Consider the following 23,768-nt stretch of genomic DNA (forward strand, 5'->3'; position numbering starts at 1 on the left):
CTCACGCGGTCTTGAGCACGGTGAGCAGCTGGGTGGCGCGGCTGAGGGCGACGTAGAGGGCCCGGCGGCCGGTGCTGGACTCCGCGGCCAGGCCGTCCGGGTCGACGACCACCACGGCGTCGTACTCCATGCCCTTGGCCTCCAGGCTGCCGACCACGCGCAGCCGGTCCGCGTCCTCGACGTCCGACGTGGACAGCCACTCGCGGACCTCGTCCCGGCGGGCCATCGTGGTGATCAGCCCGACGGTGCCCTCCGCGGCTCGCAGCAGGTCCGCGGCCGCCGAGCGCACCGCGGACGGCAGCTGCTCGGAGGTCACCTCGCGCACGGTCGGCTCGACGCCGGTGGTGCGCACCGCCACCGGCAGCTCGTCCGCAGGCACCAGGTCGCGCACCGCGTCCGCGGCCAGCGCGAAGATCTCCGCCGAGTTGCGGTAGTTGGTGCGCAGCGTGAACCGGCGGTGGGTGCGCTGCGCGCTCAGCGCCTCCTGCCGCGCGGCCGCCGCCTCCTCCGGGTCCGGCCAGGACGACTGCACCGGGTCGCCCACGATGGTCCAGCTCGCGTGGCGCCCGCGGCGGCCGACCATCCGCCACTGCATCGGCGAGAGGTCCTGGGCCTCGTCGACGACCACGTGCGCGTACTCGTCGTAGTTGACCGGGCGGGGCGGCTGCTCCGGTTCGTCCTCGGTGCGGCGGCGCTTCGGCGGCGGACCGGCCAGCACGCGCAGCTCGTCGATCAGCGCGATGTCGGCGACCGTCCACTCGGTCACCTCGGTCCAGGACTTCGCCAGCAGGCCGACCTCCTCGGCCGACAGCAGCCGCCGCGCCGCCTGCGACAACCGCGCCGGGTCGGACAGCCAGCGCAGCACCTGCATCGGGTACACCGGCGGCCACCAGGCGACCAGGAACCGGTGGAACTCGATGCGCTCGCCGATCTCGGTGATCAGCTGCTCCCGGTCGGGCTGGAACTCGTCGTCGGCGAGCTGCTCCGCCTTCTGCCACAGGGCTTCCAGCAGCGCGTCGGCCGCCCGCATCCGGTTCTTGTTGGGCTGCCCGCCCTTGTTGTGCAGCGAGCGGCGGATCCGCTTGAGCTCGTCGGCCTCCACCTTGAGCACCGCGCCCCGGTAGAAGACCTGCAGCGTCTCGGGGGCGTCCGGCGGGGGCAGCCGCAGCGCGCGCCGCAGCACCTTCACCATCCGCGACGAGCCCTTGATCTCCGCGGTGCGCGGGTCGTCGATCTTGGCGGTGCTCACGCCGTCCAGCACCTCGCCGAGCGCGCGCAGCTCCACGTTGTGCTCGCCCATCGACGGCAGCACCCGCGAGATGTAGGACATGAACACCGGCGACGGGCCGACGACCAGCACGCCCGGCCCACCGAGCCGCCGCTGGTCGCGGTAGAGCAGGTACGCGGCGCGGTGCAGGGCGACCGCGGTCTTGCCGGTGCCGGGGCCGCCGGTGATCTCGGTGACGCCGCCCTCGGGGGCGCGGATCGCCTCGTCCTGCTCCTTCTGGATGGTCGCGACGATGTTGCGCATCGCGTCGCCGCGCGAGCGGGTCAGCGCCGCCATGAGCGCGCCGTCGCCGACCACCCGCATGTCGGCCGGGGCGCGTTCCGGGTCCAGCAGGTCGTCGGAGAGGTCCACGACCTGCTCGCGCGAGGAGCGGATGACCCGGCGGCGCACCACGTCCAGCGGCTGCTCCGGGGTCGCCTGGTAGAAGGCGGCGGCCAGCGGGGCGCGCCAGTCCACCAGCAGGTTCTCGAACTGCGGGTCGCGGATGCCCAGTCGTCCGATGTGCACCGCGTCGCCGTTGGCGAAGTCCAGGCGGCCGAACACCAGCCCCTCGGACTCGGCGTTGAGCGCCTGCAACGTCCGGTTGGCGTGGTGCAGCATCACGTCCCGCTCGTTGAGCGCTTCGGGCGTCGCTTCCCGGCCGTACTCGTAGCTCTTGTCGCGCATCGCCTCGGCCTCGGCGCGCAACTCGTCGAGACGGGCGTACACCCGGTCGACGTGCTGCTGCTCGACCGCGATCTCGGCCTGCTTGATGGACGCTTCGGACACCTGTGTCGTTCTCCCCGTCTGGCGCGGTGGGCAGACCTGACAGCGTACGCCCGCACCGCCGCCGGACGCTGTGCTCCCGGGAGCGGGCCGGCCGGAGGCGCAGGCGTAAAATGGCTGGAAACACCCCTCCGAAGAGCGGTCGGTCCGCCGTGCGCCACGATGGGTGCGTGACGCGGATCGTGGCCGGGAGCGTGGGCGGGCGCCGCATCGAGGTGCCCCCGCGAGGCACCAGACCCACTTCGGAGCGCGTGCGGGAAGCCGTGTTCAGCGCGCTGGACTCGGCGATCGAGCTCCCCGGCGCGCGAGTCCTCGACCTCTACGGCGGTTCCGGTGCCCTCGGGCTGGAAGCCCTCTCGCGCGGGGCCGCGCACGCCACCTTCGTCGAGTCGGACCGCCGTGCCGCCGCGGTGCTGCGCCGCAACGCCGCCGCGCTCGGCTTCCGCGACGTGCACGTGGCGCAGGCGAAGGCCGAGACGCTGCTGAGCTCGCCCCCCGACCAGCCGTTCGACGTGGTGCTCGGCGACCCGCCCTACGACCTGTCCGGCGAGCTGCTGCACCGGGTGCTGGCCGCGCTGGTCGACAACGGCTGGACCGCGCCGGGCAGCCTCGTCGTCGTGGAACGGGCGGTGCGCAGCGGAGAACCGGACTGGCCGCCGGGCCTGCGGGCGCTGCGCACCAAGCGCTACGGCGACACCGCGGTGCACTGGGCCGAGCACGGGTGACGCCGCGCGGCGGCGTGGCGCGGGCCGGTGAGGCGCACCACGTCGTCATGGGTGATCGCGTTCGGGGCTGCTACCGTCCCGACCCATGAGACGTGCCGTGTGTCCAGGTTCTTACGACCCCGTCACCAACGGTCATCTGGACATCATCGAGCGAGCGTCGAAGCTCTTCGACGAGGTCGTCGTCGCCGTGCTCATCAACAAGAGCAAGAAGAGCCTGTTCACCGTCGAAGAGCGGCTGGAGATGCTGCGCGAGGTCGCCGCGCCGTGGCCGAACGTGCGCGTCGACGCCTGGCACGGCCTGCTGGTGGACTACTGCCGCACCAACGGCATCGGGGCGATCGTCAAGGGCCTGCGCGCGGTCAGCGACTTCGACTACGAGCTGCAGATGGCGCAGATGAACCAGCAGCTGTCCGGGGTGGAGACGATGTTCATGTCCACCAACCCGCAGTACAGCTTCCTGGCCAGCTCCCTGGTCAAGGAGGTCGCCACCTACGGCGGTGACGTCTCCGACCTGGTCCCGCCGACGATCGAGCAGCGCCTGCGCCAGCGCCTGTCCGAACGGGCCTGAGCCGCACTGGTCCGGCCGGAGCAATCCGCGTCCCACGATGGTGGCCGCGTCACTTCGGGTTCACGTCAGGGTCAGGAGATGATCATGGTCGGCGTCTAGCGTGCGGCCCATGATGCGGATCACGTCGAAGACAGTGCAGCTGCTGCTGGCCGGGCTGCTCGCGGTGGTGGGCCTGGTCGGGTTCTCCACGGGCGCGGTCTCCGCGCCGGTCACCGCGCCGGTGGCCGTGCAGGCGCCGTGCGGCGACACCTCCGGGTTCGAGAAGGTCAACCTGTCCGACCTGCCGGCCGAGGCGGCCGAGACCGTGGACCTGATCCAGCAGGGCGGCCCGTTCCCGTACCCCCAGGACGGCACGGTGTTCGAGAACCGGGAGGGCATCCTCCCGGACTGCGAGACCGGCTACTACCACGAGTACACGGTGGAGACCCCGGGCAGTGACGACCGCGGTGCCCGCCGCTTCGTCGTCGGCGAGGGCGGTGAGTACTTCTACACCGACGACCACTACGAGAGCTTCAAGCTGACCGACATCAACGCCTGAGACCTCCGAGCGCGTCAGACCGTGAACGCCTCCCCGGACGCCCCGGGGAGGCGTTCGCGCGTCCGGACCGGTGACACGCGGGCGCCGCAATTCCCCCGTCCCGTGCCCGGCGCAGGCACACTGGGAGAGCGGAGCGGCCCGTGATCACCGGTCGCGGGCCGTTCTGAGATGCTTGCCGCTGCGGCGGCTACGACGGCAGGGAGATCAAGGTGTACCGGGTGTTCGAGGCCCTCGACGAGCTGGTCACGATCGTGGAAGAGGCGCGTGGCGTTCCCATGACCTCGGGGTGCGTGGTGCCCCGCGGCGACGTGCTGGAGCTCCTCGACGACGTCAGGGACGCGATCCCGCAGGAGCTGGACGACGCCCAGGACGTGCTCGACCACCGTGACGAGGTCATCTCCACCGCCGAGGCGAAGGCGGACAAGGCCGTCACCGACGCCCGCAACGAGGCCGAGCGCACCCTCGCCGCGGCCCGCGCGGAGGCCGAGCAGCTGCTCGCCGAGGCGCGGGAGAAGGCCGACGAGCTGCTCGCCGAGGCGCGCGGCCAGGCCGAGCAGGCGGTGACCGCCGGTCGCCGCGAGTACGAGGACTACGTCAGCCGCGCCCAGTCGGAGGCCGACCGGATGGTGCAGGCCGGCCGGGCCGCCTACGAGCAGTCGGTGCACGAGGGCAAGGCGGAGCAGGCCCGGTTGGTGTCCGACACCGAGGTCGTGCAGGCGGCCAACGCCGAGGCCAAGCGGATCGTCGACCAGGCCAACGAGGACGCCGAGCGGCTGCGCAGCGAGTGCGACGCCTACGTGGACTCCCGCCTCGCCGACTTCGAGGACCTGCTGAGCCGCACCCTGCGCACGGTCGGCAAGGGCCGCCAGCAGCTCCGCAGCCCCGTCGGTGCCCCCTTCGACTACGAGGAGTGGGGCTCGAACGCGAGCTCCACCTCGAACTGACGTCGCGGACGCACGGGCTCTGAAGCGGTGCCCTTCGCCTCTGTGTGACGGCGGCGGTTCCTGGGGACCGGAGAGCTCGGCACGACGGTCTCGTCGTGCCCGCACTCCGGGTGGGTGGTCGTCGACCGGTTCCGGTGCGGGTGGAGAGCCTCGCTCGTGCGGTCGGCGCGGAGGGGCGTGACCAGGCGCACAGGCGTCCTCCGGGGGCGAGCTGGTGGTTCGCAGGGCCTGGTGTCGTCATCCGGGTGGGGTCGCGTACCCTGGGAGAGCTGGCTTCGGACGACGTGCCGGTCACCGCGGGTGCCGGTCTCCTCGTCGTCCGCCGATGCCGCGAAACTGCCCGATTGAACCAGCCACCGAAACTTCGTGATGTCTCAGAACCAGGATGAGCGTGCCGCGCAGGCCGGGCCCTGGGTGATCGACACCCGGGAGATCGGCCACCGCGCAGGCAGCAGCCGCGCCTACGCGCGCAGCGCCCCGGCGCCGGCCGGGTTCGGGCTGGACATGATCAAGGTGCCCGAGGGTGAGCCGGTCGAGCTCGACCTCCTGGCGGAGTCGGTGGTCGAGGGCGTGCTGGTGTCGGGTACCGCCGTGGCTCACCTGTCCGGTGAGTGCGCTCGGTGCCTGGACCCGATCTCCGACGAGGTCGAGGTCGAGGTGCGCGAGCTGTTCGCCTACCCGGACAGCGCCACGGACACGACCAGCGATGACGACGAGGTGGAGCGGGTCGTCGACGACCTGATCGACCTCGAACCGACGGTGCGGGACGCGATGCTGCTGTCGCTTCCGTCGGCACCGTTGTGCTCGCCGGACTGCCAGGGGCTGTGCTCCGGGTGCGGCGTGAAGTGGGCCGAACTCGCCCCCGATCACACGCATGAGACCATTGACCCTCGCTGGGCCGCGTTGCGAGAGCGGTTCGGCGGGACCGAGGAGGAGAAGTAGTCGTGGCCGTCCCGAAGCGCAAGATGTCCCGGGCCAACACCCGTCACCGCCGGTCGCAGTGGAAGACCTCGGCGCCGACGCTGGTGCAGTGCTCGAACCGTTCCTGCCGCGAGCAGAAGCTGCCGCACGTGGTCTGCCCGGCGTGCGGTCAGTACGACGGCCGCCAGGTCGTCCAGCCCGCCTGATCGGCGGTCGCGCAGTGGGGGGAAAGCAGTCGCGGGCCCGGAAGGTCGACCGGGGCCCGTTGTTGGCAGCGCTCGGCGTCGAGCTCGACGCCGAGCTGCTGACCCTCGCCCTCACCCATCGCTCCTACGCCTACGAGAACGGTGGCCTCCCGCCGAACGAGCGGTTGGAGTTCCTGGGTGACGCGGTGCTCGGACTGGTGATCACCGATCGCCTGTACAACGACCACCCGGACCTCGCGGAGGGCCAGCTCGCGAAGCTGCGCGCCAGCGTGGTCAACATGCACGCGCTGGCCGGGGTCGCGCGGGGGCTCGGTGAGGGCGGCCTGGGTGAGTACCTGCTGCTGGGCAGGGGCGAGGAACTCACGGGGGGCCGGGACAAGGCGAGCATCCTCGCGGACGGCCTCGAGGCCGTGCTCGGCGCGGTGTACCTGGAGAAGGGCATCGACGTCGCGCGCGAGGTGGTGCACCGGCTGTTCGAGCCGCTGCTGGCCGAGGCGCCGCAGCGCGGTGCCGGCCTGGACTGGAAGACCAGCCTGCAGGAGCTGACCGCGGCGGCGAGCCTGGGCGTCCCGGAGTACCGGGTCGAGGAACAGGGGCCGGACCACCGCAAGGAGTTCAGCGCCTACGTGGCCGTCGGCGGGCAGACCTACGGTCGCGGTGACGGGCGCACCAAGAAGGAAGCCGAGCAGAAGGCCGCCGAAGCGGCGTGGCGCCAGCTCTCCCAGAAGACCGGGGAGAGCGCGGAGTCGTCCACCTGAGGTGACCGGGACCGCAGCGTCCGGCCGGCCGTGGCACCTCCTGGCGCGTGAGCGCGGGGAGCTGTCCCGGCCAGGCGGTCGCTGCGTCACCACCGCTCGGGGCCCGCGGTGCGGGCGCAGTCGAAGGTGTTCTCGTGCCCGAATTGCCTGAGGTCGAGGTCGTCCGGCGCGGAGTCGCCGAACACGCGGTCGGTCGCACGGTGGCCGGCGTCGAGGTCCTGCACCCGCGCGCGGTGCGCCGCCACGTGCCCGGACCGGACGACCTCGTCGGGCGCCTGACCGGCCGCGTGCTGAGCGCGGCGCGGCGGCGCGGCAAGTACCTGTGGCTGGAGCTCGGCGGTGCGGGCGCGGCGCCCCAGCTGTCCGGTGGCGAGGCCCTGGTCGTGCACCTCGGGATGAGCGGCCAGCTGCTCGTCCAGCCCGTCGGCGCCCCGGACGAGAAGCACCTGCGCGTGCGGTTCCGGTTCGCCGACGGTGGCCCGGAGCTGCGGTTCGTCGACCAGCGCACCTTCGGCGGGGTGCACCTGGCCGAGCTGGTCGAGGTGGACGGGGTCGCGCTGCCGAAGCCCGTCGCGCACATCGCGCCCGACCCGCTGGAGGAGAGCTTCGACCTGGACCAGGTGGCGGCGCGGTTGCGGGCGCGGCGCACCGGCATCAAGCGGGCGCTGCTCGACCAGACCCTGGTGTCCGGCATCGGCAACATCTACGCCGACGAGGCGCTGTGGCGCGCCAAGCTGCACTGGGCGCGGCCCACGGCGACGCTGACCCGGCCCAAGGTCCGCGAACTGTTCGACGGCGTCGTCGAGGTGATGCAGGACGCGCTGCGCGCGGGCGGCACCTCCTTCGACGCGCTGTACGTCAACGTCAACGGCGAGTCCGGCTACTTCGACCGGTCGCTGGCGGTGTACGGCCAGCTGGACCGCCCGTGCCGACGCTGTGGTGCGCCGATCCGGCGCGACCCGTTCATGAACCGCTCCTCCTACACCTGCCCGGTGTGCCAGCCGAAGCCGCGCAACGCCCACCTCTAACGCCGCGGCGTTCCCAGCTGGTTCCCAGCTGATCTCGACGTTCCTCGCACCTCCGTCCGGCTCCATGGACTCCGGAAGCCGTGGACGAGAGGTGGTGAGGGATGAGCGCCGTGCCGCAGCTCGACGTCGGGCGCCGCGCGCCGCGTCGGAGGACCGCGACCGTCGACGTCGTGATCCCGGTGCACAACGAGGAACGGTCGCTGCCCGGGTGCCTTGAGGTGCTCAGCGAACACTTGGCCGGGGAGTTCCCGTTCTCCTGGACGATCACGGTCGTCGACAACGCCAGCACGGACGGGACGCTGCGCGTTGCGCACGAGCTGGCCGCGTCGATGGACCGGGTGCGGGTGCTGCACCTGGACCGCAAGGGGCGCGGGCTGGCGCTGCGCACCGCGTGGAGCTACAGCGACGCCGACGTCGTGGCCTACATGGACGTCGACCTGTCGACCGGGCTCGACGCGCTGCTGCCGCTGGTCGCGCCGCTGGTGAACGGGCATTCCGACCTGGCCATCGGGTCGCGGTTGGCGCCCGGGTCGCGGACCGTGCGCGGGGGCGGGCGCGAGCTGGTCTCGCGTTGCTACAACCGCCTGGTCCACTGGACGCACGGCAGCCGGTTCACCGATGCGCAGTGCGGGTTCAAGGCGGCCCGGGCCGATGTGGTCAAGCCACTGCTGCCCGCGGTCCGGGACGACTCCTGGTTCTTCGACACCGAGCTCCTGCTGCTGGCCGAGCACAACGGCCTGCGGGTGCACGAGGTGCCGGTGGACTGGGTCGAGGACGTCGACACCCGCGTGGACGTGGTGCGCACCGCGCTCGACGACCTGGCCGGGCTGGTGCGGGTCGCGCGGGCCAAGGTCACCGGTGCCGCGCGGGTGCCGGACCTGCCGCGACGGCCCGCGCCGCGCGCGGCGCACCCGCGGGCCGTGCTGGCCGAGCGGGAGAACGGCCTGCTGTGGCAACTGGTCTCGTTCGCCGCCATCGGTCTGGTGTCCACTGTGCTCACGTCGGTGCTGTACGCGGTGCTGCGCACCTGGTGGCCGCCGCTGCTGGCGAACTTCGTCGCGCTGGTCGTGATGAACCTGTGGAACACCGAGGCCAACCGCCGGTTCACCTTCCTGCGGCGGGCGGGTTCGTCCGGGCGCGTGCACCTGCAGGGGCTGGTCGTGTTCGCGCTGTACTACGCGGTGACCTCCGGGGCGCTGCTCGGTCTGCACGCCTGGCAGCCGGATCCGTCGCGGTGGCTGGAGGTCCTGGTGCTCGTGGCGTCCTCGGTGCTCGGCACGGCGCTGCGTTTCGTGCTGCTGCGCACCTGGGTGTTCCGGTCCGGTGCGGAGGGGACGTCATGACCGCTGTCGCTGAGCCGCGCACCGCGCCGGCCTGGACCCGGGTGCGCAGGTGGGAACCGTGGGCGCTGGCCGGGATCTGTGCCGTCGCCGCGGTGCTGTACCTGTGGGGCATCGGGAGTTCGTGGGGGAACTCGTACTACTCGGCGGCTGTGAAGTCGATGTCGCAGAGCGTCGAGAACTTCGTCTTCGGTTCCTTCGACCCGGTCGGTGTGGTCACAGTGGACAAACCGCCGATGGCCCTGTGGGTGCAGGTGCTCTCGGCGCAGGTGTTCGGGTACAGCCGGTTCGCCCTGCTGTTCCCGCAGGCGGCGATGGGGGTCGCGGCGGTCTTCCTGCTGCACCGTGCGGTCCGGCGGTGGGCGGGGGAGCACGCCGCGCTGCTGGCCGGGCTGGTGCTGGCGCTGACGCCGATCACCGTGGTGATCAACCGGGACAACAACCCGGACACGCTGCTGGTGCTGCTCGTGGTCGCGGCCGCCTACGCGATGGCGCGGGCTGTCGAGGCGCGGCGGGCCACCGGGTGGCTCGCGCTCGCCGCGCTGCTGGTCGGGTGCGGCTTCCTGACGAAGATGCTGCAGGCGTGGATGGTGCTGCCCGCGTTCATCGCCGCCTTCCTGCTGGGCAGCCGGTCCGGGTGGGGCCGCAAGGTCCTGGACCTCGGGGTGGCGGCGGTCGTGCTCCTGGTGAGCTCGTTCTGGTGGGTGGCGGCGACCGCGCTGTGGCCGTCGCCGAAGCCGTTCATCGGGGGCAGCGAGGACGGGTCCGCGTGGGACCTGGTCTTCGGCTACAACGGGTTCGGCCGGATCTTCGGCGAGGACGGCGATCCCGGCGGGGGACCCGGACCCGGTGGTCCCGGTGGCGGCGGGGGCTTCTCCGGCTCGCCGGGTGCGCTGCGGATGGTCAACGAGCAGCTCGCCGGTCAGATCAGCTGGTTGCTGCCGCTGTGCGCGCTGGTGCTGGTGTCGGTGCTCGTGGTCGGTGTCCGGCGGCGCCCGGTGGACCGCGCGCAGCTCGCGGGCTGGGTGCTGTGGGGCGGCTGGCTGGTGGTCATCGGCCTGATGTTCAGCTTCGCGCAGGGCATCATGCACCCCTACTACACGACGATGCTGGCGCCCGCGGTCGGTGCGGTGGTCGGGGCCGGGCTGGTCCGGTTCTGGCGCTGGTACCGGGAACCCGGCGCGAAGGCGTGGCTGCTGCCGGTCGGCGTCGCGATCACCGTGGCCTGGGCGATGGCTGTGGTGGCGCGCGACCTGAGCTGGCACGCCTGGGCGGGCTACGCCGCCGTGGGCGTGGGGTTCGTCGCGCTGGTCGTGCTCGCCATCGGCCGGCGCGGCGGGGTCGCGCTGGCGCGGTCCGGTCTGGTGTTGGGGCTGGTCGCGGTGCTGCTGGTGCCGACGGCGTGGTCGGCGATCGCCGCGGTGCGCGGCGAGACCGGCATGGGCGGCACCAACCCGATGGCCGGCCCGGAGACCAGCATGCGCCCGCCGGGGATGCCCGGGCCGGGGATGCGGCCACCGGGCGTCGGCGGGGACGGCGGGCAGCTCCCCGGTGGCCCGCCGTTCGGCAGGGACGACCGGCGAGGCGGTCCGGGCGGCGCCTCGCTCAGCGCGGACCAGGAGGAGCTGGTCGACTACGTCCAGGCGCAGGCCGGGGACCTCACGGTGCCGCTGGCGGTCGACGGCGGGTCGATGGGGGCGTCGGCCTTCATCATCGGCTCCGACCTGACCGTGATCGGCATGGGCGGTTTCAGCGGCGGTGACGAAGCGCCGTCGGTGGCGCAGCTGGCCGCGTGGAAGCGGTCCGGTCAGCTCGGTTTCGTCCTCCTCGGCGGCGGTCCGGGCGGCATGCGCGGGCCGAGTGGCCCCGGCCTGCCCGGCGGACCGGATGCCGACCTGCCGGGCGGCCCCGGTGGCCAGGCGCGCGTGGCGCGCCAGGAGTGGGTCGAGCGGAACTGCACCCCGGTGGACCCGGCGGAGTGGGGCGGCTCGGCCGACAGCGGCCAGGAGCTCTACGCCTGCCGCTGACGCGGGCGTCGTGAGTGCGAACACCGGCTCCAGCCGGTGTTCCCACTCACGACCACCCCGTGTTCCCAGGGTTCTCCCAGGTTCGTCGGGAAGACTCGGTGCGTGGTCGCTTCGGACGGGGCTCGGGTGCTGGTCGTCGACGACGAGCCGAACATCCTCGAACTGCTCACGGCTGCGCTGCGGTTGAGCGGGTTCGAGGTGCACGGCGCCGGGACCGCGGCCGACGCGCTGCGCGCCGCGGCGGAGTGGCGGCCCGACATCGTCGTGCTGGACGTGATGCTGCCGGACCGGGACGGCTTCTCGGTGGCCTCCGAGCTGCGCGCGGGCGGCGACACCGTCCCGGTGCTGTTCCTGACCGCGCGGGACGCCGTCGAGGACCGCATCGCGGGGCTGACCGCCGGCGGCGACGACTACGTCACCAAGCCGTTCAGCCTGGACGAGGTGGTGCTGCGGCTGCGCGCGATCCTGCGGCGGGTGCGGCCCGCGCAGGGCGACGACGCGACGCTGCGCTACCATGACCTCGAACTCGACGAGGACCGCTACGAGGTGCGCCGCGCCGGGCGGGTGGTCGCGCTCTCGCCGACCGAGTTCAAGCTGCTGCGCTACCTGATGGTCAACGCCGAGAAGGTGGTCAGCAAGGTGCAGATCCTCGACCGGGTGTGGAACTACGAGTACGGCGGGGACGGCCGGATCGTCGAGTCCTACATCAGCTACCTGCGGCGCAAGATCGACACGACCGCGCCCGCGCTGATCCACACCGTCCGCGGCGTGGGGTACGTGCTGCGGCTGCCCCCGGAGCACCGGTGAGGGGGACGCTGCGCGGGCGGCTGGTGCTCGTGCTGCTCAGCGCGCTGCTGCTGGGCCTGCTGGCGATGGGCTTCACCAGCACCGTGCTGCTGAGCCGGTCGCTGCTCGACCGCACCGACGAGCGGTTGGCCGAGCTGGCCGGACCGTGGGAGCACGGCGCGCTGCCGCCGCCGGACCCGACGCGCGCCCCGCCGAGGCCCGGCCGGGGAGACCTGCCGACCGACTTCCGGGTGCTGGTGTTCGACCCGGTCCTGGGCCAGGTCGGCGGGGTGCTCGGGAGCCCGGAGGGCGATCTCGGCGGTCCGCTGCTGGTGGAGCCGACGCGCGGGCCCGAGGTGGGGACGGTGCCGGACCGGGCGGGCGGCGCGGACTGGCGGGTGCGCACCGTCGCGCTGCCCAACGGCCGCGTCGCCGTGCTCGCCCTGTCGCTGTCCACAGTGGATGCGACGGTGCGGCAGCTGGTCACCATCGAGCTGGCGGTGGGCGGGGTCGTGCTGGTCGTGCTGGCGGCGGCCGCCGCGGTGACGGTGCGGCTGAGCCTGCGGCCGCTGGACCGGATCGAGCGCACCGCCGACGCCATCGCGGCCGGGCACCTGGACCGCCGCGTCCCGGACCAGGACCCGCGGACCGAGGCCGGGCGGCTCGGCGCGGCGCTGAACACGATGCTCGGCCGCCTGGTGGACGCCCTGCAGCAGCGGGAGCGGTCCGAGCAGCGGCTGCGGCGGTTCGTCGCGGACGCCTCGCACGAGCTGCGCACCCCGCTGACCTCGATCCGCGGCTTCGCCGAGCTGTACCGGCGCAGCGACCAGCACCGGCCGGAGGACGTGCGGATGATGATGCGCCGCATCGAGTCCGAGGCGGTGCGCATGGGCGGCCTGGTGGAGGACATGCTGCTGCTGGCGCGGCTGGACCGGGAGCGCACCGTGGACCTGGCGGAGCTCGACCTGGTGCCGCTGGTGCAGGACGTGGTCGCGGACGGGCGGGCGCGCGACCCCGACCGGGAGATCACCTGGCGCGGGCCCGAGCAGCTGCGCGTGCTGGGCGACGGCCCGCGCGTCCGGCAGGTCCTGACGAACCTGCTGAGCAACGCGCTGCTGCACAGCACCCCGGGCTCGCCGATCACCGTGGAGGTGGCGCACGACGCGCAGCGCGGGGGAGCGCTCGCTTCGGCGGGGGCGGAGCTGCCGCCCGGCAGCCCGGTCGCGGTGGTGTCGGTGGCCGACAGCGGGCCGGGCATCAGCGTCGAGCACGCGAGCCGGATCTTCGACCGCTTCTACCGGGTGGACGACGGACGCACCCGCGCGGCCGGCGGAACGGGGCTGGGGCTGGCGATCGCGGCGGCCCTGGCGGAGGCGCACAACGGCTGCGTGGAGCTGCGGTCGAACTCCGCCGGGGGCTGCACCTTCCGCCTCGTGCTGCCGCTGACCTGACCGCGGGCGGCGTGGGCGCTCGGGGCGGTAGGACCACCCCGAGCGCCCACGGGACCGACCGGTGCGTCAGAGCTTGATGGTCGGCCGGTGGATGTCGAACCACGCCGCCAGGTCGAGCGCGCGCTCGAAGGCGTAGCGGGTCGGCGTGTCGATGTTCGCCGGGTCCTTGGCGAGGGCGTCGCGCAGCCACCCCTCGTCCAGCAGGGACAGCGCCTCACTGCCGCTCGAGGAGAGGTCGGCCACCTGGCGCTGCAGGACCGCCGCGTACTTCGGGTCCTGAGTGGACGGGTACGGGCTCTTCACCCGCTCCACCACCGACTTCGGCAGCGCGTCGGCGGTGGCGCCGCGCAGCAGGCTCTTCTCCCGGCCGTCGTAGGTCTTCAGCGACCACGGGGCGTTGAAGACGTACTCGACCAGCCGGTGGTCGCAGAACGGCACCCGGACCTCCAGGCCGACCGCCATGCTCATCCGGTCCTTGCGGTCCAGCAGCACCCGGACGAAGCGGGTCAGGTGCATGTGGCTGATCTCCCGCATCCGCCGCTCGAAGGCGCTCTCGCCGTCCAGCGTCGGCACTGCGGCGACCGCGTCGCGGTAGCTGTCGGCCACGAAGGTCTCCAGGCTGAGCGCCCCGCTGATGTGCGGGGCGAGCACGCTCTGCTGCTGGCCCTGCTGGGAGCGCACCGCGGCGAACCACGGGAAGGTGTCGGCCTCCCGCACGGCCGGGTCGTGGAACCACTTGTAGCCGCCGAAGACCTCGTCCGCGGACTCGCCGGACAGGGCCACCGTGGAGTGCTCGCGGATCGACTTGAACAGCAGGTAGAGCGACTGGTCCATGTCGCCCAGGCCCATCGGGAAGTCGCGGGCCTGCACGGCGGCGCGCCGCACCTCGGGGTCGGCCAGCGTGTCGGGGTCGAGCACGATGTCCTGGTGCTGCGAGCCGACGTGCTCGGCGACGTCCCGCACGTAGGGGCCGTCCGGGGTGGCGCGCATCTCGTCGGGCACGAAGTTCTCGGTCTGGCCGACGAAGTCGACCGCGAAGCTGCGCACCTTCTCGCCGTTGCGGGCCAGCTGGAGGCCGGCCAGCGCGGTGATGGCGCTGGAGTCCAGGCCGCCGGACAGCAGCACGCAGCGCGGCACGTCGGAGATCAGCTGCCGCGCGACGATGTCGTCGAGCAGCTCCCGCACCCGCGCCACGGTGGTCTGCTGGTCGTCGGTGTGCTCGACGGCCTGCAGCGTCCAGTAGGTGTGCTCGTGCAGACCGGTGCGGTCCACGGTGACGATGGTGCCCGGCTCGACCTCGCGCATGCCCGCCCACACCGCGGCCCGCGGGGTCTTGACCGGGGCGAACAGCTCGCGCAGCCCGTCGGCGTCGACGACCTTCTCGGCCAGCGGGTTGGCCAGGATCGCCTTGGGCTCGGAGCCGAACAGCACGCCGTGCTCGGTCGGGTAGTAGTACAGCGGCTTGATGCCCATCCGGTCGCGGATCAGCAGCAGCTGGTCGGTGCGAGCGTCCCAGACGGCGAAGGCGAACATGCCGTTGAGGTGCTCGGCGACCTGCGGGCCCCACTCGAGGTAGCCGTGCAGGACGACCTCGGTGTCGCTGTCGGTCTTGAACTGGTGACCGCGGCGGCGCAGCTCGTCGCGCAGCTCGGTGAAGTTGTAGGCCTCACCGCTGTAGACGATCGCCACGTCCCCGTCGGGGGAGGCCATCGGCTGGGTGCCACCGGGCAGGTCGATGATCGCCAGGCGACGGTGGCCGAGCGCGGCGTGCGGGGCCACCCAGGTGCCGCGGGCGTCCGGGCCCCGGCACGACATGGTGTCGCACATCGCATCGATCGTGCCCTGCTCTTGGGTGAGGTCGCGCTGGAAATCGATCCAGCCGGAGATGCCGCACATTGGCCGTTCTCCTTCAACGTTGGGGTGTCGTGCGGATGTGTCCGCGAACGGTCCGCCCCGTGGGGGCCTGTTTACCAACGCTAACGAGATCGTTGCATCGATGAAACCTTGTGACTGGGTGAACTCGCCCACTCACGAATCGTTCGGATCGACAGGAAAACGGCGAAACGGGACGAGGTGGGCGCAACGGGGCGCCGTCGCGCACCACCTGCGTCCCACCGGCCACAGTGGACTCATCGCGCCACGCCGACGCGCGGACGGGGCGCGGGATCCCGGGCGTGGCAGGCGCCGTGCGGCGGAGCCGTCACCCCCGCTGGCTGCGCAGGTGGTCCCGGAACGCGGTCCAGGTCAGCCCGCCCGGTGGGACCTCGCCGGCCCACTCCCGGCGGTAGAGCAGGTGCAGCTCGCAGCTCGGGGCGAGCAGTCCCGCGTCGCGTTCCGGCAGCGCGGCCAGGACCGGGACCGGGGCGGGGTCGGGCGGCCACCCGAAGCGCGGGCAGAGCACGGTCTGGTCGATGTCGCACGGGTGCTGGGCGGTCCCGTGCCAGGCGTCCACCCGAGCGCCCTGTGCGAAGAAGGTCACCCGCGGGAGCTCGTGCCGGACGCCCCAGAACGCCCGGAAGACGTCGGGTGCGCTGACCTGGACGGGGTGCCAGGGGCCGGTGGCGCACACCCGCACCCCGCCGTCGCCGCGCTGCCAGGACACCTCCGCCGAGGCGCGCACGACCTGGCCGTCGCGCCCGGGGTGGGGTGCCCAGACCGGCACCCGGGTGGTGCGCACCCCGCTCATCGTGCCCCCTCCTCGACGCGGTGCATCTCCGCCGCGCGGTGGCGGACCTCCTGGAGGTCGCTGGGGTTCCCCCGCTCCGCCCAGGACTCGTAGGTCCGGGCCTCGTCCTCGATCGAGGCCCGCCGGGCCAGGTCTTCCGCGGACGTCAGCGGTCCGGGGGCGTCCGGTGCCGGCGGGTCGCCGGGGAGCTCGGGGGCCGGGTCCGGCGGGGGCGGGGCGCCCCGGCCGTCGTCCAGCCAGCTCTCCGGGGTGCCGTCGTCGTCGAACCACTCCGGCAGCTCGCGGCTGCGCGGTTCGGCGGGCGGGGGTTCCGGTTCGGGCAGCGGATCCGAGCCGCGCGGGCCGAACTCCGGGCCGTCCCAGCGCGCGTACGGGTCGGCGGGGGCACCCGGACGCGGTGGGGAACCGGTGTCCCAGCGCGGTGCGGGGTGTCCCGCGTCGCCGAGCCGGTCCGCTGTGCGGGAGACGTCCCCGGCGGTGTCGGCGACGTCGGCGAGGCGGTCGGCGGTCCCGGCGACCCGGCTGGCGATGCCGCCGCCGACGAGGCTCGCCGCCGCGTCCGGGACCATCGACCCCAGCGCCCGGGCCGGGTTCTCCTTCCACGCGTCCACGTCGACGACGGTCTTGACCGCCTGCCACGGGTTCTCCAGGACCGACTGGACCGCGGTCGTCGCGGCCTCGGTGAACCGCGCGCAGCCCTCCGGGTCGGTGAGCTGCGTGCTGGGCAGGCTGTAGTAGTGCGCCTCGGCCAGCCCGATGCCGAGTCCGGCGACGCCCTGGACCGTGCCGACGACGCCGTCCACGACGCCGCGGCCGAGGTCGACGGCCAGGTCGCCGAACAACTGCACGACGTCGGCGGCGTTCGCGGCGATCTGCGCCAGCGGACCGGGCGCGTCCGGTGCGTCCGCGGTGGCCAGCGCCACGGTGTCGGCCGCGCGGTCGCCCGCGGCCCGCACCGCGGCTCGGGCCGCGGCGATCTCCTGCTCCGCGCGTGCGCGCGCCTCCGCGCCGGGGTCGACGAACTCGCCCGGTGCCGGGCCGGAGCCGCCGGCGTGGGCCGCGGTGGCGGCCCGGTGCGCCTGCAGCGCGGCCTGCGAGGCCGCGTTCGCGCGGTCCAGTTCCTCCTTCGCCCGCTGTGCGCGCGGCTTCTCGGTGGCCAGGACCTCGTGGTAGTCCAGCACGGCTCGGCCCGCGCCGGTGAGCGCGTCCCCGGCCTCGATCCACTCGCGCGGTGCCTTCTCCAGGAAGGCGTCGCGGAACGCGTCCGCGGCGCGGCCGGTCCAGCCGCCGGAGTCGATCGCCCTGATGCCCCGGCCGGCGCGTTCCAGCGCAGCCCCGAGCTCGGTGAGGTGCTCGCCGATCTCGGCGACCGTGGCGGGATCGCCGGGGATGACGTCCTGCGGCCCGACGCCGGTCAGCTGGCCGAGCTCGTGCAGCTCGTCACCGAGCCACGCGAGGTCTTCGGAGAACGTGCTGCTGTTGCTGACCACGTCAACCACCCGCCCCGCGCTGGAGCTCGTGCGCCGCCTGGTCGTCCACCTCGCGGTAGGTGGTGCGCGCCTCGCCGAGCGCGTCCACGGCGGCCTGCCCGTCCTCCACCAGGTAGCGGAGGCCCCAGTGCCAGGCGTCGCCGAAGGCGACCAGCGCGCCGCCCAGCCTGGGGTGCCCGACGTGCACGGCGGCGTCCGACAGGCTCTCCTCGAGTCCCATGCCCTGCTCGCCGGCTGCGCTCCAGCCGGCCATGTCGCCGAGCTCGGACACCGCCGCGCGGATGCCGTCCTCGGCGTCCCGCAGCGCGTCCAGGTCGACGCGAAAACCGTTGTGCGTCATCACGATCCGTTGCCCTCGAGTGCGATCTGATCGGGTACCAGGCCGGGGACCGGGGCCAGCGCGGTGCGGTGCCCGCTCCCGGCGTCGACGACCAGGCCGGTGCCCCTGGGCAAGGCGGGCAGGCACTGGTCGAGCAGGTCCGCCCCGGTCACCTCCGCGTACCGCACCGCGTCCGCGCCGCGGCCGGAGCGGCGGTGGAACTCGGCCATCCGGGCCGGCGAGGTGAACACCGCCAGCCAGGACGTCTCGCCGCTGCGCGCGGTGATGAGCGCGGTGCCACCGTCCTCATCGGACACCGCGGTGAACAGCGTGGTGTCCCGCAGTGCCGCGGCGAGGTGCTCGAGCGACGCCTGCCCGGCGCGGAAGCGGTGCAGGACGTCGAGGAGCGCCGGACCGCGCGGCGCGAACAGGTCGCCGCTGAGGCGCACTGCGGAGCGCGGGAAACCGGTTCCCGGGCGCGGGTGTTCCAGCGGCATGGAGCGGCCTCCTCGACGTGGGTGGGGGATCGGGGGTCGGAGCGGTACCACGAGACCCATCGGCGGTGCCGGGCCCGCACTTGCTCCCCGTGTCGGTTGAATCGCCGCCGTCATCGCTCCAGCACCGCGCGAATCGCGCGTGGTTGAGCCACTTCCCGGGCGATACGTCCGAAAGTCGTTCGCCGGGCGAATGTTTCGCGATCGCGTCGTCCGTGCTCGGTGGCTGTCGTGGTCTCCGGGAGCCTGCGGCGCCCAGCGCCTGTCGGCGAGGTCCGCTCGGAGCCGGGTCTGGGACTTCGCGGGCGCTTTCGGGCGAAGCCCGCATTCCGCCCGCGCGTGCGTTCGCGATCGCGCACGGTCACGTGGGGTTCGTGTGAAGTTCGCGCGAGGTGCTGACGCAGGGTGATCCCCGCTGCTAGGGTCGGCGGTCGAATCGCTGATCAGAAGCCGCTGACTGGGGGTTTTCCCGCGATGACGACGCCAGCGCCGCCGCCACCGCCGCCGACTCCGGGCGGTGGTCAGACCCTCACCGTCAACAAGGACAACGTCCTCGAAGTCCGCAAGATCATCCTCTCCGCGGCCGAGGAGGCCCGGCTGAAGCTGTCGAGCCTGGCGCCGAACCTGGTCGTCCGGGCGCCGGGCGAGGACGAGGTCAGCAAGACGGCGGCAGCGGTGTGGACCGCGAACCTCGTGGGCAACCCCGATTCCCACTACGCGCGGCTCATGCAGTACGTGTCCAACGTCTTCGAACTGGGCCGCCAGCTGGAAGAGGCGGCCAAGCAGTACGGCTACACCGACGACGAGATCGCTGCATCGTTCACCGTGCAGCAGGACCAGGTGTGAGGGGGTCCGGTGCGCGCACTCCGGTACGGGTTGGTCGTGGGGGCCGCGGCTGCGGTCACGCTGACCGGTTGCACGGTGAACGGGCCTGACCCCGAACCCAGCACCACGACGTCGAGCGGGGGAGCGCCGTCGTTCTCGTTCCCGGCACGACCTGCGGAGCTGCCCATCGCGGGCAAGCAGGACCAGGAGATCTGCACCTGGCTCACTCCCGAGCAGAAGGCGCAGCTCGAGACCGGTGGCGGTCGCCCGGTCGTCAAGAACGGCAACAACTACAACGGCTGCACCTTCCTGGGGCAGTCCGGCCGCGCGCAGTTCGGCGTGTCCCTGCGGGTCGTGCCCGAAGGGCTCGAGGCCTTCGCCGCGAAGCTCGCCGACTCCGAGCCGGAACAGACCGAGGTCAACGGCTTCGGGGCGGTGCGGAGCCAGGTGCCGGGTGCTGAAGGGCTCGGCTGTGCGGTGTTCGTCGACGCCGCCGAGGGCCAGACGCTCTACGTCGACATGAGCCTGACCACGCCCGGGGCGATGGACGACGCGCAGATGTGCGAGAAGGCCGGGCAGGCCGCCGAGGCGGCCGTGACGACGTTGCAGGCCAAGGGCTAGGGGGACGCTGTGACGAGCATCGATCCGATCCGCGACATCCGGTTCGAGGGGATGGACATCCCCCAGCTCCAGGAGTGGATCACGCAGGTCAAGCAGGGGCGCGGCACGGAGTCGATGCAGTCCGCGGTGCGGGCCCTGGACGAGTGCGTGAAGGTCGTCGTCGAGCTGGACGAGACCCTGCGGCGCGAGCTGGGCAAGCTGCAGATCGCGTGGGAGGGCAACGCGGGCGACCTCGCCGCGGCCGCGACCCAGCAGCAGGCGGTGTTCCTGTCCGACGCCCCGGACCCGCTGCGGGCGTCCGCGCAGAGCGTCGACGCGCAGGGCCGCAGCTACGAGTCCACGCGCCACACCCTGCCGAACACCGACGAGCTGCGGCACAAGCAGTCGGAGAACGTGCTCGAGTGGGTCGGCGGCGCGTTCGGCTACGAGAGCGACTACGACCAGGAAGCCAAGCAGATCGACGCCCACAAGAAGGCCGCGCAGGCCGCGCTGGGCTCCTACCGCGACACCTCGGTCAGCCAGGCGGAGGCCTACCGGCCGCTGCCGGAGGTCCCGCCCGCGACCGTGACCCCGCAGTCGACCGCGCCCAGCGGCGTCGTCGGTGCGGGGCTGGGCGGTGTCGGGTCCGCGTCGGCGGGCACCGTCGCCGGCTCGGCGCAGCCCGGGGTGCCGACCCCCGGGACGGCGAACCCCGGTCAGAACCCCGGTCAGGGTGTGGGCGCGGTCCCCGGCGGCGGCGTTCTCCCCGGGCAGGGGCTCGGTGACGGGCGCACCGGGCGGCCGAACGAGCGGGTGGCGCCGCCGAAGCGCACCGGCGAGCGGCGCGAGGACGAGCGCGACAGGGGCGGCGAGGCGGACCCGACCCCGGAGGCGGCCGGCGACAGCGGTGGCGTCAGCGCCGGCACGGTGCTCGGCATCGCCGCGGGCGGCGCGGCCGTCGCGGGCATCGGCGCGTACGCGGCGAGCAAGGTGCTCGGCGGGCGGGCCGCTCCGGCCCCCGCGGGCGGCCCGGGCGGGGCGGTCGGCGACGGCAAGACCGCGGCGCGCGGGATCGGCGGTGGTCCGGGTGACACCGTGGCCGGCAAGGCCGCGGGCAGCACGCCCGGCAGCCGCCCGGCGGCGGGCTCGATGATGTCCCCGGCCGCGACCCGCGGCGAGAAGCGGAGCGAGGACGCCGAGCACGAGAACAAGTACGTCGCGGAGGAAACCCCCTTCGACGACGAGCGCCTGGTCGCACCGCCGGTGCTGGGCGGTGACCAGCGCGACGACGAGAAGCCCGCCGAGACCGAGACCGAGCAGAAGCAGGACTGACGTGCGCCCTGGAGCCGAAGGCGATCCGATCGTGCTGACCGCGTTGGAGTTCGACGTGGTCTGCGAGGCGGAGAAGCTCACCGAGCACCGGCACATCGTGCTGGACGTGCCGAGCCCCGGCGTGACCTACACCGAACGCGCCGAGCTGGTGCAGCAGGCGTGGGCGTCGCTGCGCGCCAAGCGCCTCGCCGAGTCCGCGCGCGACCGGCTGGACGTCGACTTCGCCGACCTGGTCGGCCTGCTCGACCGCCCGCAGCGCAGCGTGGACGTGCGCATCTGGGCGGACCGGTCGATCCGGGCGCTCGCCTCGGCGAACGGTTCCGCGGGGCTGCTGACCATCGTGGACGGCGACGTGGTGGAGATGACGCCGGTCCGCGGCGGTGCGCTGGCCGAGGCGGCCGTGTCGGTGGCGGGCGACGTGCCGCCGGGCACCGGGCGCGCGGTGAGCCTGCCCAACGACATCCTCCGCCAGGCCAGCGACCACGCGGGACCGAACGACCCGCTGGCGTTCACCGACGAGCTGCGCGCGCTGGGCATCCCGGCGGACGACGCGGCCGACGTCGCCCACATGGCCAACGGCATGGGCGTCCGCGGCCAGTTCGGCGCGGAGGGCAACCGGAGCCGCGGCCGACCGCAGCGCGCGGACCGGGTGGTGGCCTTCCACGACACCGACCAGGGCCGCTACCTGCACGTGGTCCGCCCCAGCGGCGACGGTCGTCGCTGGAGCACGATCGCCCCGGCGGACAACGCCCGCATCGCCGAGTACACCAGGGAACTCCTCGCCGAGGTCTGGGAGGACTGATCCGGACCGGGCGCGTTCTGCGTGACCTGGTCCGGTTCGCCAGGTGCGGAGTTCCCGTGGAGTTCTCGAAGCTGGTGGAGCGGGCGCGGGCGCTGGCCGACCGTGGACAGCGGCGGGTCCTCGGGATCACCGGGGCGCCCGGGGCCGGGAAGGGCACCGTCGCCGAGCGGCTCCTCGCCGAGCTCGACGGTCGCGCGGTCGTCGTGCCGATGGACGGGTTCCACCTGGCGAACGCGCAACTGCGGCGGTTGGGCAGGCAGGACCGCAAGGGGGCGCCCGACACCTTCGACGCCGCCGGGTACGTGGCGCTGCTGCGGCGGGTCCGGGAGGCCGACGAGACCGTGTACGCGCCGGAGTTCCACCGCGAGGTCGAGGAGTCCTACGCCGCCGAGATCGCCGTGGAGCCGGACGTCCCGCTGGTCATCACCGAGGGCAACTACCTGCTGCTGGACGTCCCGCCCTGGTCCGAGGTGCGGGACCTGCTGGACGAGTGCTGGTTCCTCGCCCCGGACGACGAGGTCCGCGTGCAGCGGCTCGTCGCCCGGCACGTCGCGCACGGCCGGACCCCGCAGGAGGCCGCGGAGTGGGTGCAGCGCAGCGACGAGGCCAACGCGCGGCTGGTCGCGCCGACCCGGGCGCGCGCCGACCTGGTCGTCCTCGGCGACCCGCGGTGACTCAGGGCCGCTGGGCCAGTTCGGCGCGCACGTCGTCGGGGATGCGCCCGGTGTGGTCGATCGGCGTCCACGGTTCGCTGCGCACCCACTGCGACCCGCAGCCCCGGCAGGCCAGCAGCGGCAACCCGTTGAGCTGCTTGCGGGTCCGGTGCCAGGAGCACAGCGACCGGCAGGCGTGCGCGGCGAGCGTCATGCGGAACCGTCCGAGGTCTCCGAGAACGTGGTGTGCGTGGTCGTGGGCGGCGGCGTGGTCGTCGGTGGGGGCGTCGTCGTGGGCGGGGGCGTGGTGGTCGGCCGGGTCGTCGTGGGCGTCGGACCCGGCGTGGAGGTCGGCCCCGGGTCCGGCGGCGACGGCGGCGTGTGCCCCGGCGGCGGTGGCACGTCGCTCGGGGTGGTGGGTTCCGTGCCGAGCTCCTCGCTGGTCGGCGCGTCGCTGCTGGTGCTCTCCGACGAGGTCTCGCCGGGCGGCAGCGGCGGCAGCAGCGGCGGGACGCTCGACGTGGTGGACGACGCGGGGCGGGAGGTCGCGGTCGGCTTCAGCGAGAAGTCCGGTGTGTCCTCGTGCGGCTGCTGGCTGCCGGCGACCATCGCGGCCGTCGTGGCGAACGCGGTGGCAACCACGATCCCGGTCGCGGCCAGCACCACCAGGCGCTTCGGCCGCGCGTCCGGGTCTTCCACCTGCAACGGGTCCATGGCTGCCCCACTCGTCGGTCCTTCGCGCGGTCGGCGGGCCGGATCCCGGCCTGCCCCGCCGAATCGCGGCGGATCATACCGGCCGCGCCCGGTCCGGTGGGCGCGCTGGGGCGGGCCCGCACCTGGTGCGGCATCATGCGGGGTGTGACGGACTCCGGAGCTGCGCGACTGACCGCATGGGTGCACGGGCACGTGCAGGGCGTGGGTTTTCGCTGGTGGACGCGGGCGCGAGCGCTCGAGCTCGGGCTCGTCGGCAGCGCCACGAACCTGCCCGGGAACCGCGTCGAGGTGGTGGCCGAAGGCCCTCGCGACGCCTGCGAGAAGCTGTTGGCGGCACTGCGTTCCGGGGAGACCCCCGGTCGCGTCGAGTTCGTCGCCGAGCAGTGGTCGGAACCCAAGGGCGGCCTGACCGGCTTCGTCGAGCGCTGACCGGCCGGACCGGTCCAGTGCCGGCGGTCGGGCCGTCGTCCGCGGTTCTGCGTGGTCGGGCGGGACGGCAGAGGTAGGC

The 23,768-nt window shown here is 73.4% G+C and carries 26 protein-coding genes; 18 read left to right on the top strand and 8 right to left on the bottom strand.

Annotation, left to right across the window (positions count from 1 at the left end):
* Position 1: 1 nt before the first annotated feature.
* On the bottom strand, positions 2 to 2,056 hold the full coding sequence (locus HNR68_RS08820) for an ATP-binding domain-containing protein (RefSeq protein WP_179719388.1): 2,055 nt from the start codon (positions 2,054 to 2,056) through the stop codon (positions 2 to 4).
* Positions 2,057 to 2,223: 167 nt separating this feature from the next.
* Here HNR68_RS08820 and rsmD point away from each other — a divergent pair, with 167 nt between their 5' ends.
* The 12 genes from rsmD (at position 2,224) to HNR68_RS08880 (ending at position 13,345) form a co-directional block, all read left to right on the top strand.
* Positions 2,224 to 2,778, top strand: a complete 555-nt coding sequence (gene rsmD, locus HNR68_RS08825; protein WP_179719390.1) for a 16S rRNA (guanine(966)-N(2))-methyltransferase RsmD — start codon at positions 2,224 to 2,226, stop codon at positions 2,776 to 2,778.
* Between the two features lie 85 nt (positions 2,779 to 2,863).
* On the top strand, positions 2,864 to 3,346 hold the full coding sequence (coaD, locus tag HNR68_RS08830; protein ID WP_179719392.1) for a pantetheine-phosphate adenylyltransferase: 483 nt from the start codon (positions 2,864 to 2,866) through the stop codon (positions 3,344 to 3,346).
* 109 nt (positions 3,347 to 3,455) lie between these two features.
* Entirely contained in the window at positions 3,456 to 3,884 is a 429-nt protein-coding gene (locus HNR68_RS08835; protein ID WP_179719394.1) for a guanyl-specific ribonuclease, read from the top strand.
* Positions 3,885 to 4,093: 209 nt separating this feature from the next.
* The gene (locus HNR68_RS08840) at positions 4,094 to 4,828 is read left to right on the top strand and encodes an SPFH domain-containing protein (RefSeq protein ID WP_179719396.1); all 735 of its coding nucleotides are present in this window, start codon (positions 4,094 to 4,096) and stop codon (positions 4,826 to 4,828) included.
* A 369-nt stretch (positions 4,829 to 5,197) separates the two neighbouring features.
* A complete protein-coding gene (locus tag HNR68_RS08845) occupies positions 5,198 to 5,770 on the top strand; it encodes a YceD family protein (protein ID WP_179719398.1) in 573 nt (190 codons plus the stop codon).
* Between the two features lie 2 nt (positions 5,771 to 5,772).
* On the top strand, positions 5,773 to 5,955 hold the full coding sequence (gene rpmF / locus HNR68_RS08850; RefSeq protein WP_150067595.1) for a 50S ribosomal protein L32: 183 nt from the start codon (positions 5,773 to 5,775) through the stop codon (positions 5,953 to 5,955).
* A 14-nt stretch (positions 5,956 to 5,969) separates the two neighbouring features.
* Positions 5,970 to 6,713 (top strand): ribonuclease III, encoded by a 744-nt coding sequence (gene rnc / locus HNR68_RS08855; protein WP_179719400.1) that lies wholly within the window; start codon positions 5,970 to 5,972, stop codon positions 6,711 to 6,713.
* A 134-nt stretch (positions 6,714 to 6,847) separates the two neighbouring features.
* On the top strand, positions 6,848 to 7,741 hold the full coding sequence (mutM, locus tag HNR68_RS08860) for a bifunctional DNA-formamidopyrimidine glycosylase/DNA-(apurinic or apyrimidinic site) lyase (RefSeq protein ID WP_179719402.1): 894 nt from the start codon (positions 6,848 to 6,850) through the stop codon (positions 7,739 to 7,741).
* 101 nt (positions 7,742 to 7,842) lie between these two features.
* Positions 7,843 to 9,084 carry a bifunctional glycosyltransferase family 2/GtrA family protein gene (locus HNR68_RS08865; RefSeq protein ID WP_179719404.1) on the top strand — a complete coding sequence of 414 codons (1,242 nt, stop codon included), beginning with the start codon at positions 7,843 to 7,845 and terminating at the stop codon, positions 9,082 to 9,084.
* Positions 9,081 to 11,108: a glycosyltransferase family 39 protein gene (locus tag HNR68_RS08870; protein WP_179719406.1), complete on the top strand. Its 2,028-nt coding sequence runs from the start codon at positions 9,081 to 9,083 to the stop codon at positions 11,106 to 11,108. The genes HNR68_RS08865 and HNR68_RS08870 overlap by 4 nt, the downstream gene beginning before the upstream one ends.
* A gap of 102 nt (positions 11,109 to 11,210) precedes the next feature.
* Entirely contained in the window at positions 11,211 to 11,915 is a 705-nt protein-coding gene (locus tag HNR68_RS08875) for a response regulator (protein WP_179719408.1), read from the top strand.
* A complete protein-coding gene (locus HNR68_RS08880; protein WP_343050009.1) occupies positions 11,912 to 13,345 on the top strand; it encodes a sensor histidine kinase in 1,434 nt (477 codons plus the stop codon). Before HNR68_RS08875 ends, HNR68_RS08880 begins: the two co-directional genes overlap by 4 nt.
* Before the next feature lie 66 nt (positions 13,346 to 13,411).
* Here the strand turns inward: HNR68_RS08880 and asnB are convergent, their stop codons facing one another.
* The 5 genes from asnB to HNR68_RS08905 form a co-directional block, all read right to left on the bottom strand.
* The gene (gene asnB / locus HNR68_RS08885) at positions 13,412 to 15,241 is read right to left on the bottom strand and encodes an asparagine synthase (glutamine-hydrolyzing) (protein WP_179719410.1); all 1,830 of its coding nucleotides are present in this window, start codon (positions 15,239 to 15,241) and stop codon (positions 13,412 to 13,414) included.
* Between the two features lie 304 nt (positions 15,242 to 15,545).
* Positions 15,546 to 16,031 carry a hypothetical protein gene (locus tag HNR68_RS08890; RefSeq protein WP_179719412.1) on the bottom strand — a complete coding sequence of 162 codons (486 nt, stop codon included), beginning with the start codon at positions 16,029 to 16,031 and terminating at the stop codon, positions 15,546 to 15,548.
* Positions 16,028 to 17,521 (bottom strand): putative T7SS-secreted protein, encoded by a 1,494-nt coding sequence (locus HNR68_RS08895; RefSeq protein WP_179719414.1) that lies wholly within the window; start codon positions 17,519 to 17,521, stop codon positions 16,028 to 16,030. Before HNR68_RS08895 ends, HNR68_RS08890 begins: the two co-directional genes overlap by 4 nt.
* A 1-nt stretch (position 17,522) precedes the next feature.
* Complete coding sequence (locus tag HNR68_RS08900) at positions 17,523 to 17,861, bottom strand: hypothetical protein (RefSeq protein ID WP_179719416.1); 339 nt, start codon at positions 17,859 to 17,861, stop codon at positions 17,523 to 17,525.
* Entirely contained in the window at positions 17,861 to 18,337 is a 477-nt protein-coding gene (locus HNR68_RS08905) for an SseB family protein (protein WP_179719418.1), read from the bottom strand. Before HNR68_RS08905 ends, HNR68_RS08900 begins: the two co-directional genes overlap by 1 nt.
* 471 nt (positions 18,338 to 18,808) lie before the next feature.
* On the opposite strand from HNR68_RS08905, the gene HNR68_RS08910 reads away from it, so the two are divergent.
* The 5 genes from HNR68_RS08910 to HNR68_RS08930 are packed head-to-tail and all read left to right on the top strand — an operon-like array spanning position 18,809 to position 22,567.
* Positions 18,809 to 19,180 (top strand): hypothetical protein, encoded by a 372-nt coding sequence (locus HNR68_RS08910; protein WP_179719420.1) that lies wholly within the window; start codon positions 18,809 to 18,811, stop codon positions 19,178 to 19,180.
* Positions 19,181 to 19,189: 9 nt separating this feature from the next.
* A complete protein-coding gene (locus tag HNR68_RS08915) occupies positions 19,190 to 19,780 on the top strand; it encodes a DUF3558 family protein (RefSeq protein WP_179719422.1) in 591 nt (196 codons plus the stop codon).
* A gap of 9 nt (positions 19,781 to 19,789) precedes the next feature.
* Entirely contained in the window at positions 19,790 to 21,091 is a 1,302-nt protein-coding gene (locus HNR68_RS08920) for a PPE domain-containing protein (protein ID WP_179719424.1), read from the top strand.
* Between the two features lie 31 nt (positions 21,092 to 21,122).
* Positions 21,123 to 21,893 carry an ESX secretion-associated protein EspG gene (locus tag HNR68_RS08925; RefSeq protein ID WP_343050011.1) on the top strand — a complete coding sequence of 257 codons (771 nt, stop codon included), beginning with the start codon at positions 21,123 to 21,125 and terminating at the stop codon, positions 21,891 to 21,893.
* Between the two features lie 56 nt (positions 21,894 to 21,949).
* Complete coding sequence (locus HNR68_RS08930; RefSeq protein ID WP_343050012.1) at positions 21,950 to 22,567, top strand: nucleoside/nucleotide kinase family protein; 618 nt, start codon at positions 21,950 to 21,952, stop codon at positions 22,565 to 22,567.
* Between the two features lies 1 nt (position 22,568).
* On the opposite strand, the gene HNR68_RS08935 is transcribed toward HNR68_RS08930, so the two are convergent.
* Both HNR68_RS08935 and HNR68_RS08940 read right to left on the bottom strand, forming a co-directional pair.
* Positions 22,569 to 22,760, bottom strand: coding sequence for a hypothetical protein (locus tag HNR68_RS08935; RefSeq protein ID WP_179719428.1), 192 nt, complete (start codon positions 22,758 to 22,760; stop codon positions 22,569 to 22,571).
* Complete coding sequence (locus HNR68_RS08940) at positions 22,757 to 23,260, bottom strand: hypothetical protein (protein ID WP_179719430.1); 504 nt, start codon at positions 23,258 to 23,260, stop codon at positions 22,757 to 22,759. The genes HNR68_RS08935 and HNR68_RS08940 overlap by 4 nt, the downstream gene beginning before the upstream one ends.
* Before the next feature lie 135 nt (positions 23,261 to 23,395).
* On the opposite strand from HNR68_RS08940, the gene HNR68_RS08945 reads away from it, so the two are divergent.
* Complete coding sequence (locus HNR68_RS08945; protein ID WP_179719432.1) at positions 23,396 to 23,689, top strand: acylphosphatase; 294 nt, start codon at positions 23,396 to 23,398, stop codon at positions 23,687 to 23,689.
* The last annotated feature ends 79 nt before the right edge of the window (positions 23,690 to 23,768 follow it).

The sequence above is a fragment of the Saccharopolyspora hordei genome, assembly GCF_013410345.1.
Classification (GTDB): domain Bacteria; phylum Actinomycetota; class Actinomycetes; order Mycobacteriales; family Pseudonocardiaceae; genus Saccharopolyspora; species Saccharopolyspora hordei.

Coding starts and splice junctions, on each gene's coding strand:
- coaD (WP_179719392.1), top strand. CDS start 2,864: ATGAGACGTGCCGTGTGTCCAGGTTCTTACGACCCCGTCACCAACGGT.
- HNR68_RS08835 (WP_179719394.1), top strand. CDS start 3,456: ATGATGCGGATCACGTCGAAGACAGTGCAGCTGCTGCTGGCCGGGCTG.
- HNR68_RS08845 (WP_179719398.1), top strand. CDS start 5,198: ATGTCTCAGAACCAGGATGAGCGTGCCGCGCAGGCCGGGCCCTGGGTG.
- HNR68_RS08865 (WP_179719404.1), top strand. CDS start 7,843: ATGAGCGCCGTGCCGCAGCTCGACGTCGGGCGCCGCGCGCCGCGTCGG.
- HNR68_RS08870 (WP_179719406.1), top strand. CDS start 9,081: ATGACCGCTGTCGCTGAGCCGCGCACCGCGCCGGCCTGGACCCGGGTG.
- asnB (WP_179719410.1), bottom strand. CDS start 15,241: ATGTGCGGCATCTCCGGCTGGATCGATTTCCAGCGCGACCTCACCCAA.
- HNR68_RS08890 (WP_179719412.1), bottom strand. CDS start 16,031: ATGAGCGGGGTGCGCACCACCCGGGTGCCGGTCTGGGCACCCCACCCC.
- HNR68_RS08900 (WP_179719416.1), bottom strand. CDS start 17,861: ATGACGCACAACGGTTTTCGCGTCGACCTGGACGCGCTGCGGGACGCC.
- HNR68_RS08905 (WP_179719418.1), bottom strand. CDS start 18,337: ATGCCGCTGGAACACCCGCGCCCGGGAACCGGTTTCCCGCGCTCCGCA.
- HNR68_RS08910 (WP_179719420.1), top strand. CDS start 18,809: ATGACGACGCCAGCGCCGCCGCCACCGCCGCCGACTCCGGGCGGTGGT.
- HNR68_RS08935 (WP_179719428.1), bottom strand. CDS start 22,760: ATGACGCTCGCCGCGCACGCCTGCCGGTCGCTGTGCTCCTGGCACCGG.
- HNR68_RS08940 (WP_179719430.1), bottom strand. CDS start 23,260: ATGGACCCGTTGCAGGTGGAAGACCCGGACGCGCGGCCGAAGCGCCTG.
- HNR68_RS08945 (WP_179719432.1), top strand. CDS start 23,396: ATGCGGGGTGTGACGGACTCCGGAGCTGCGCGACTGACCGCATGGGTG.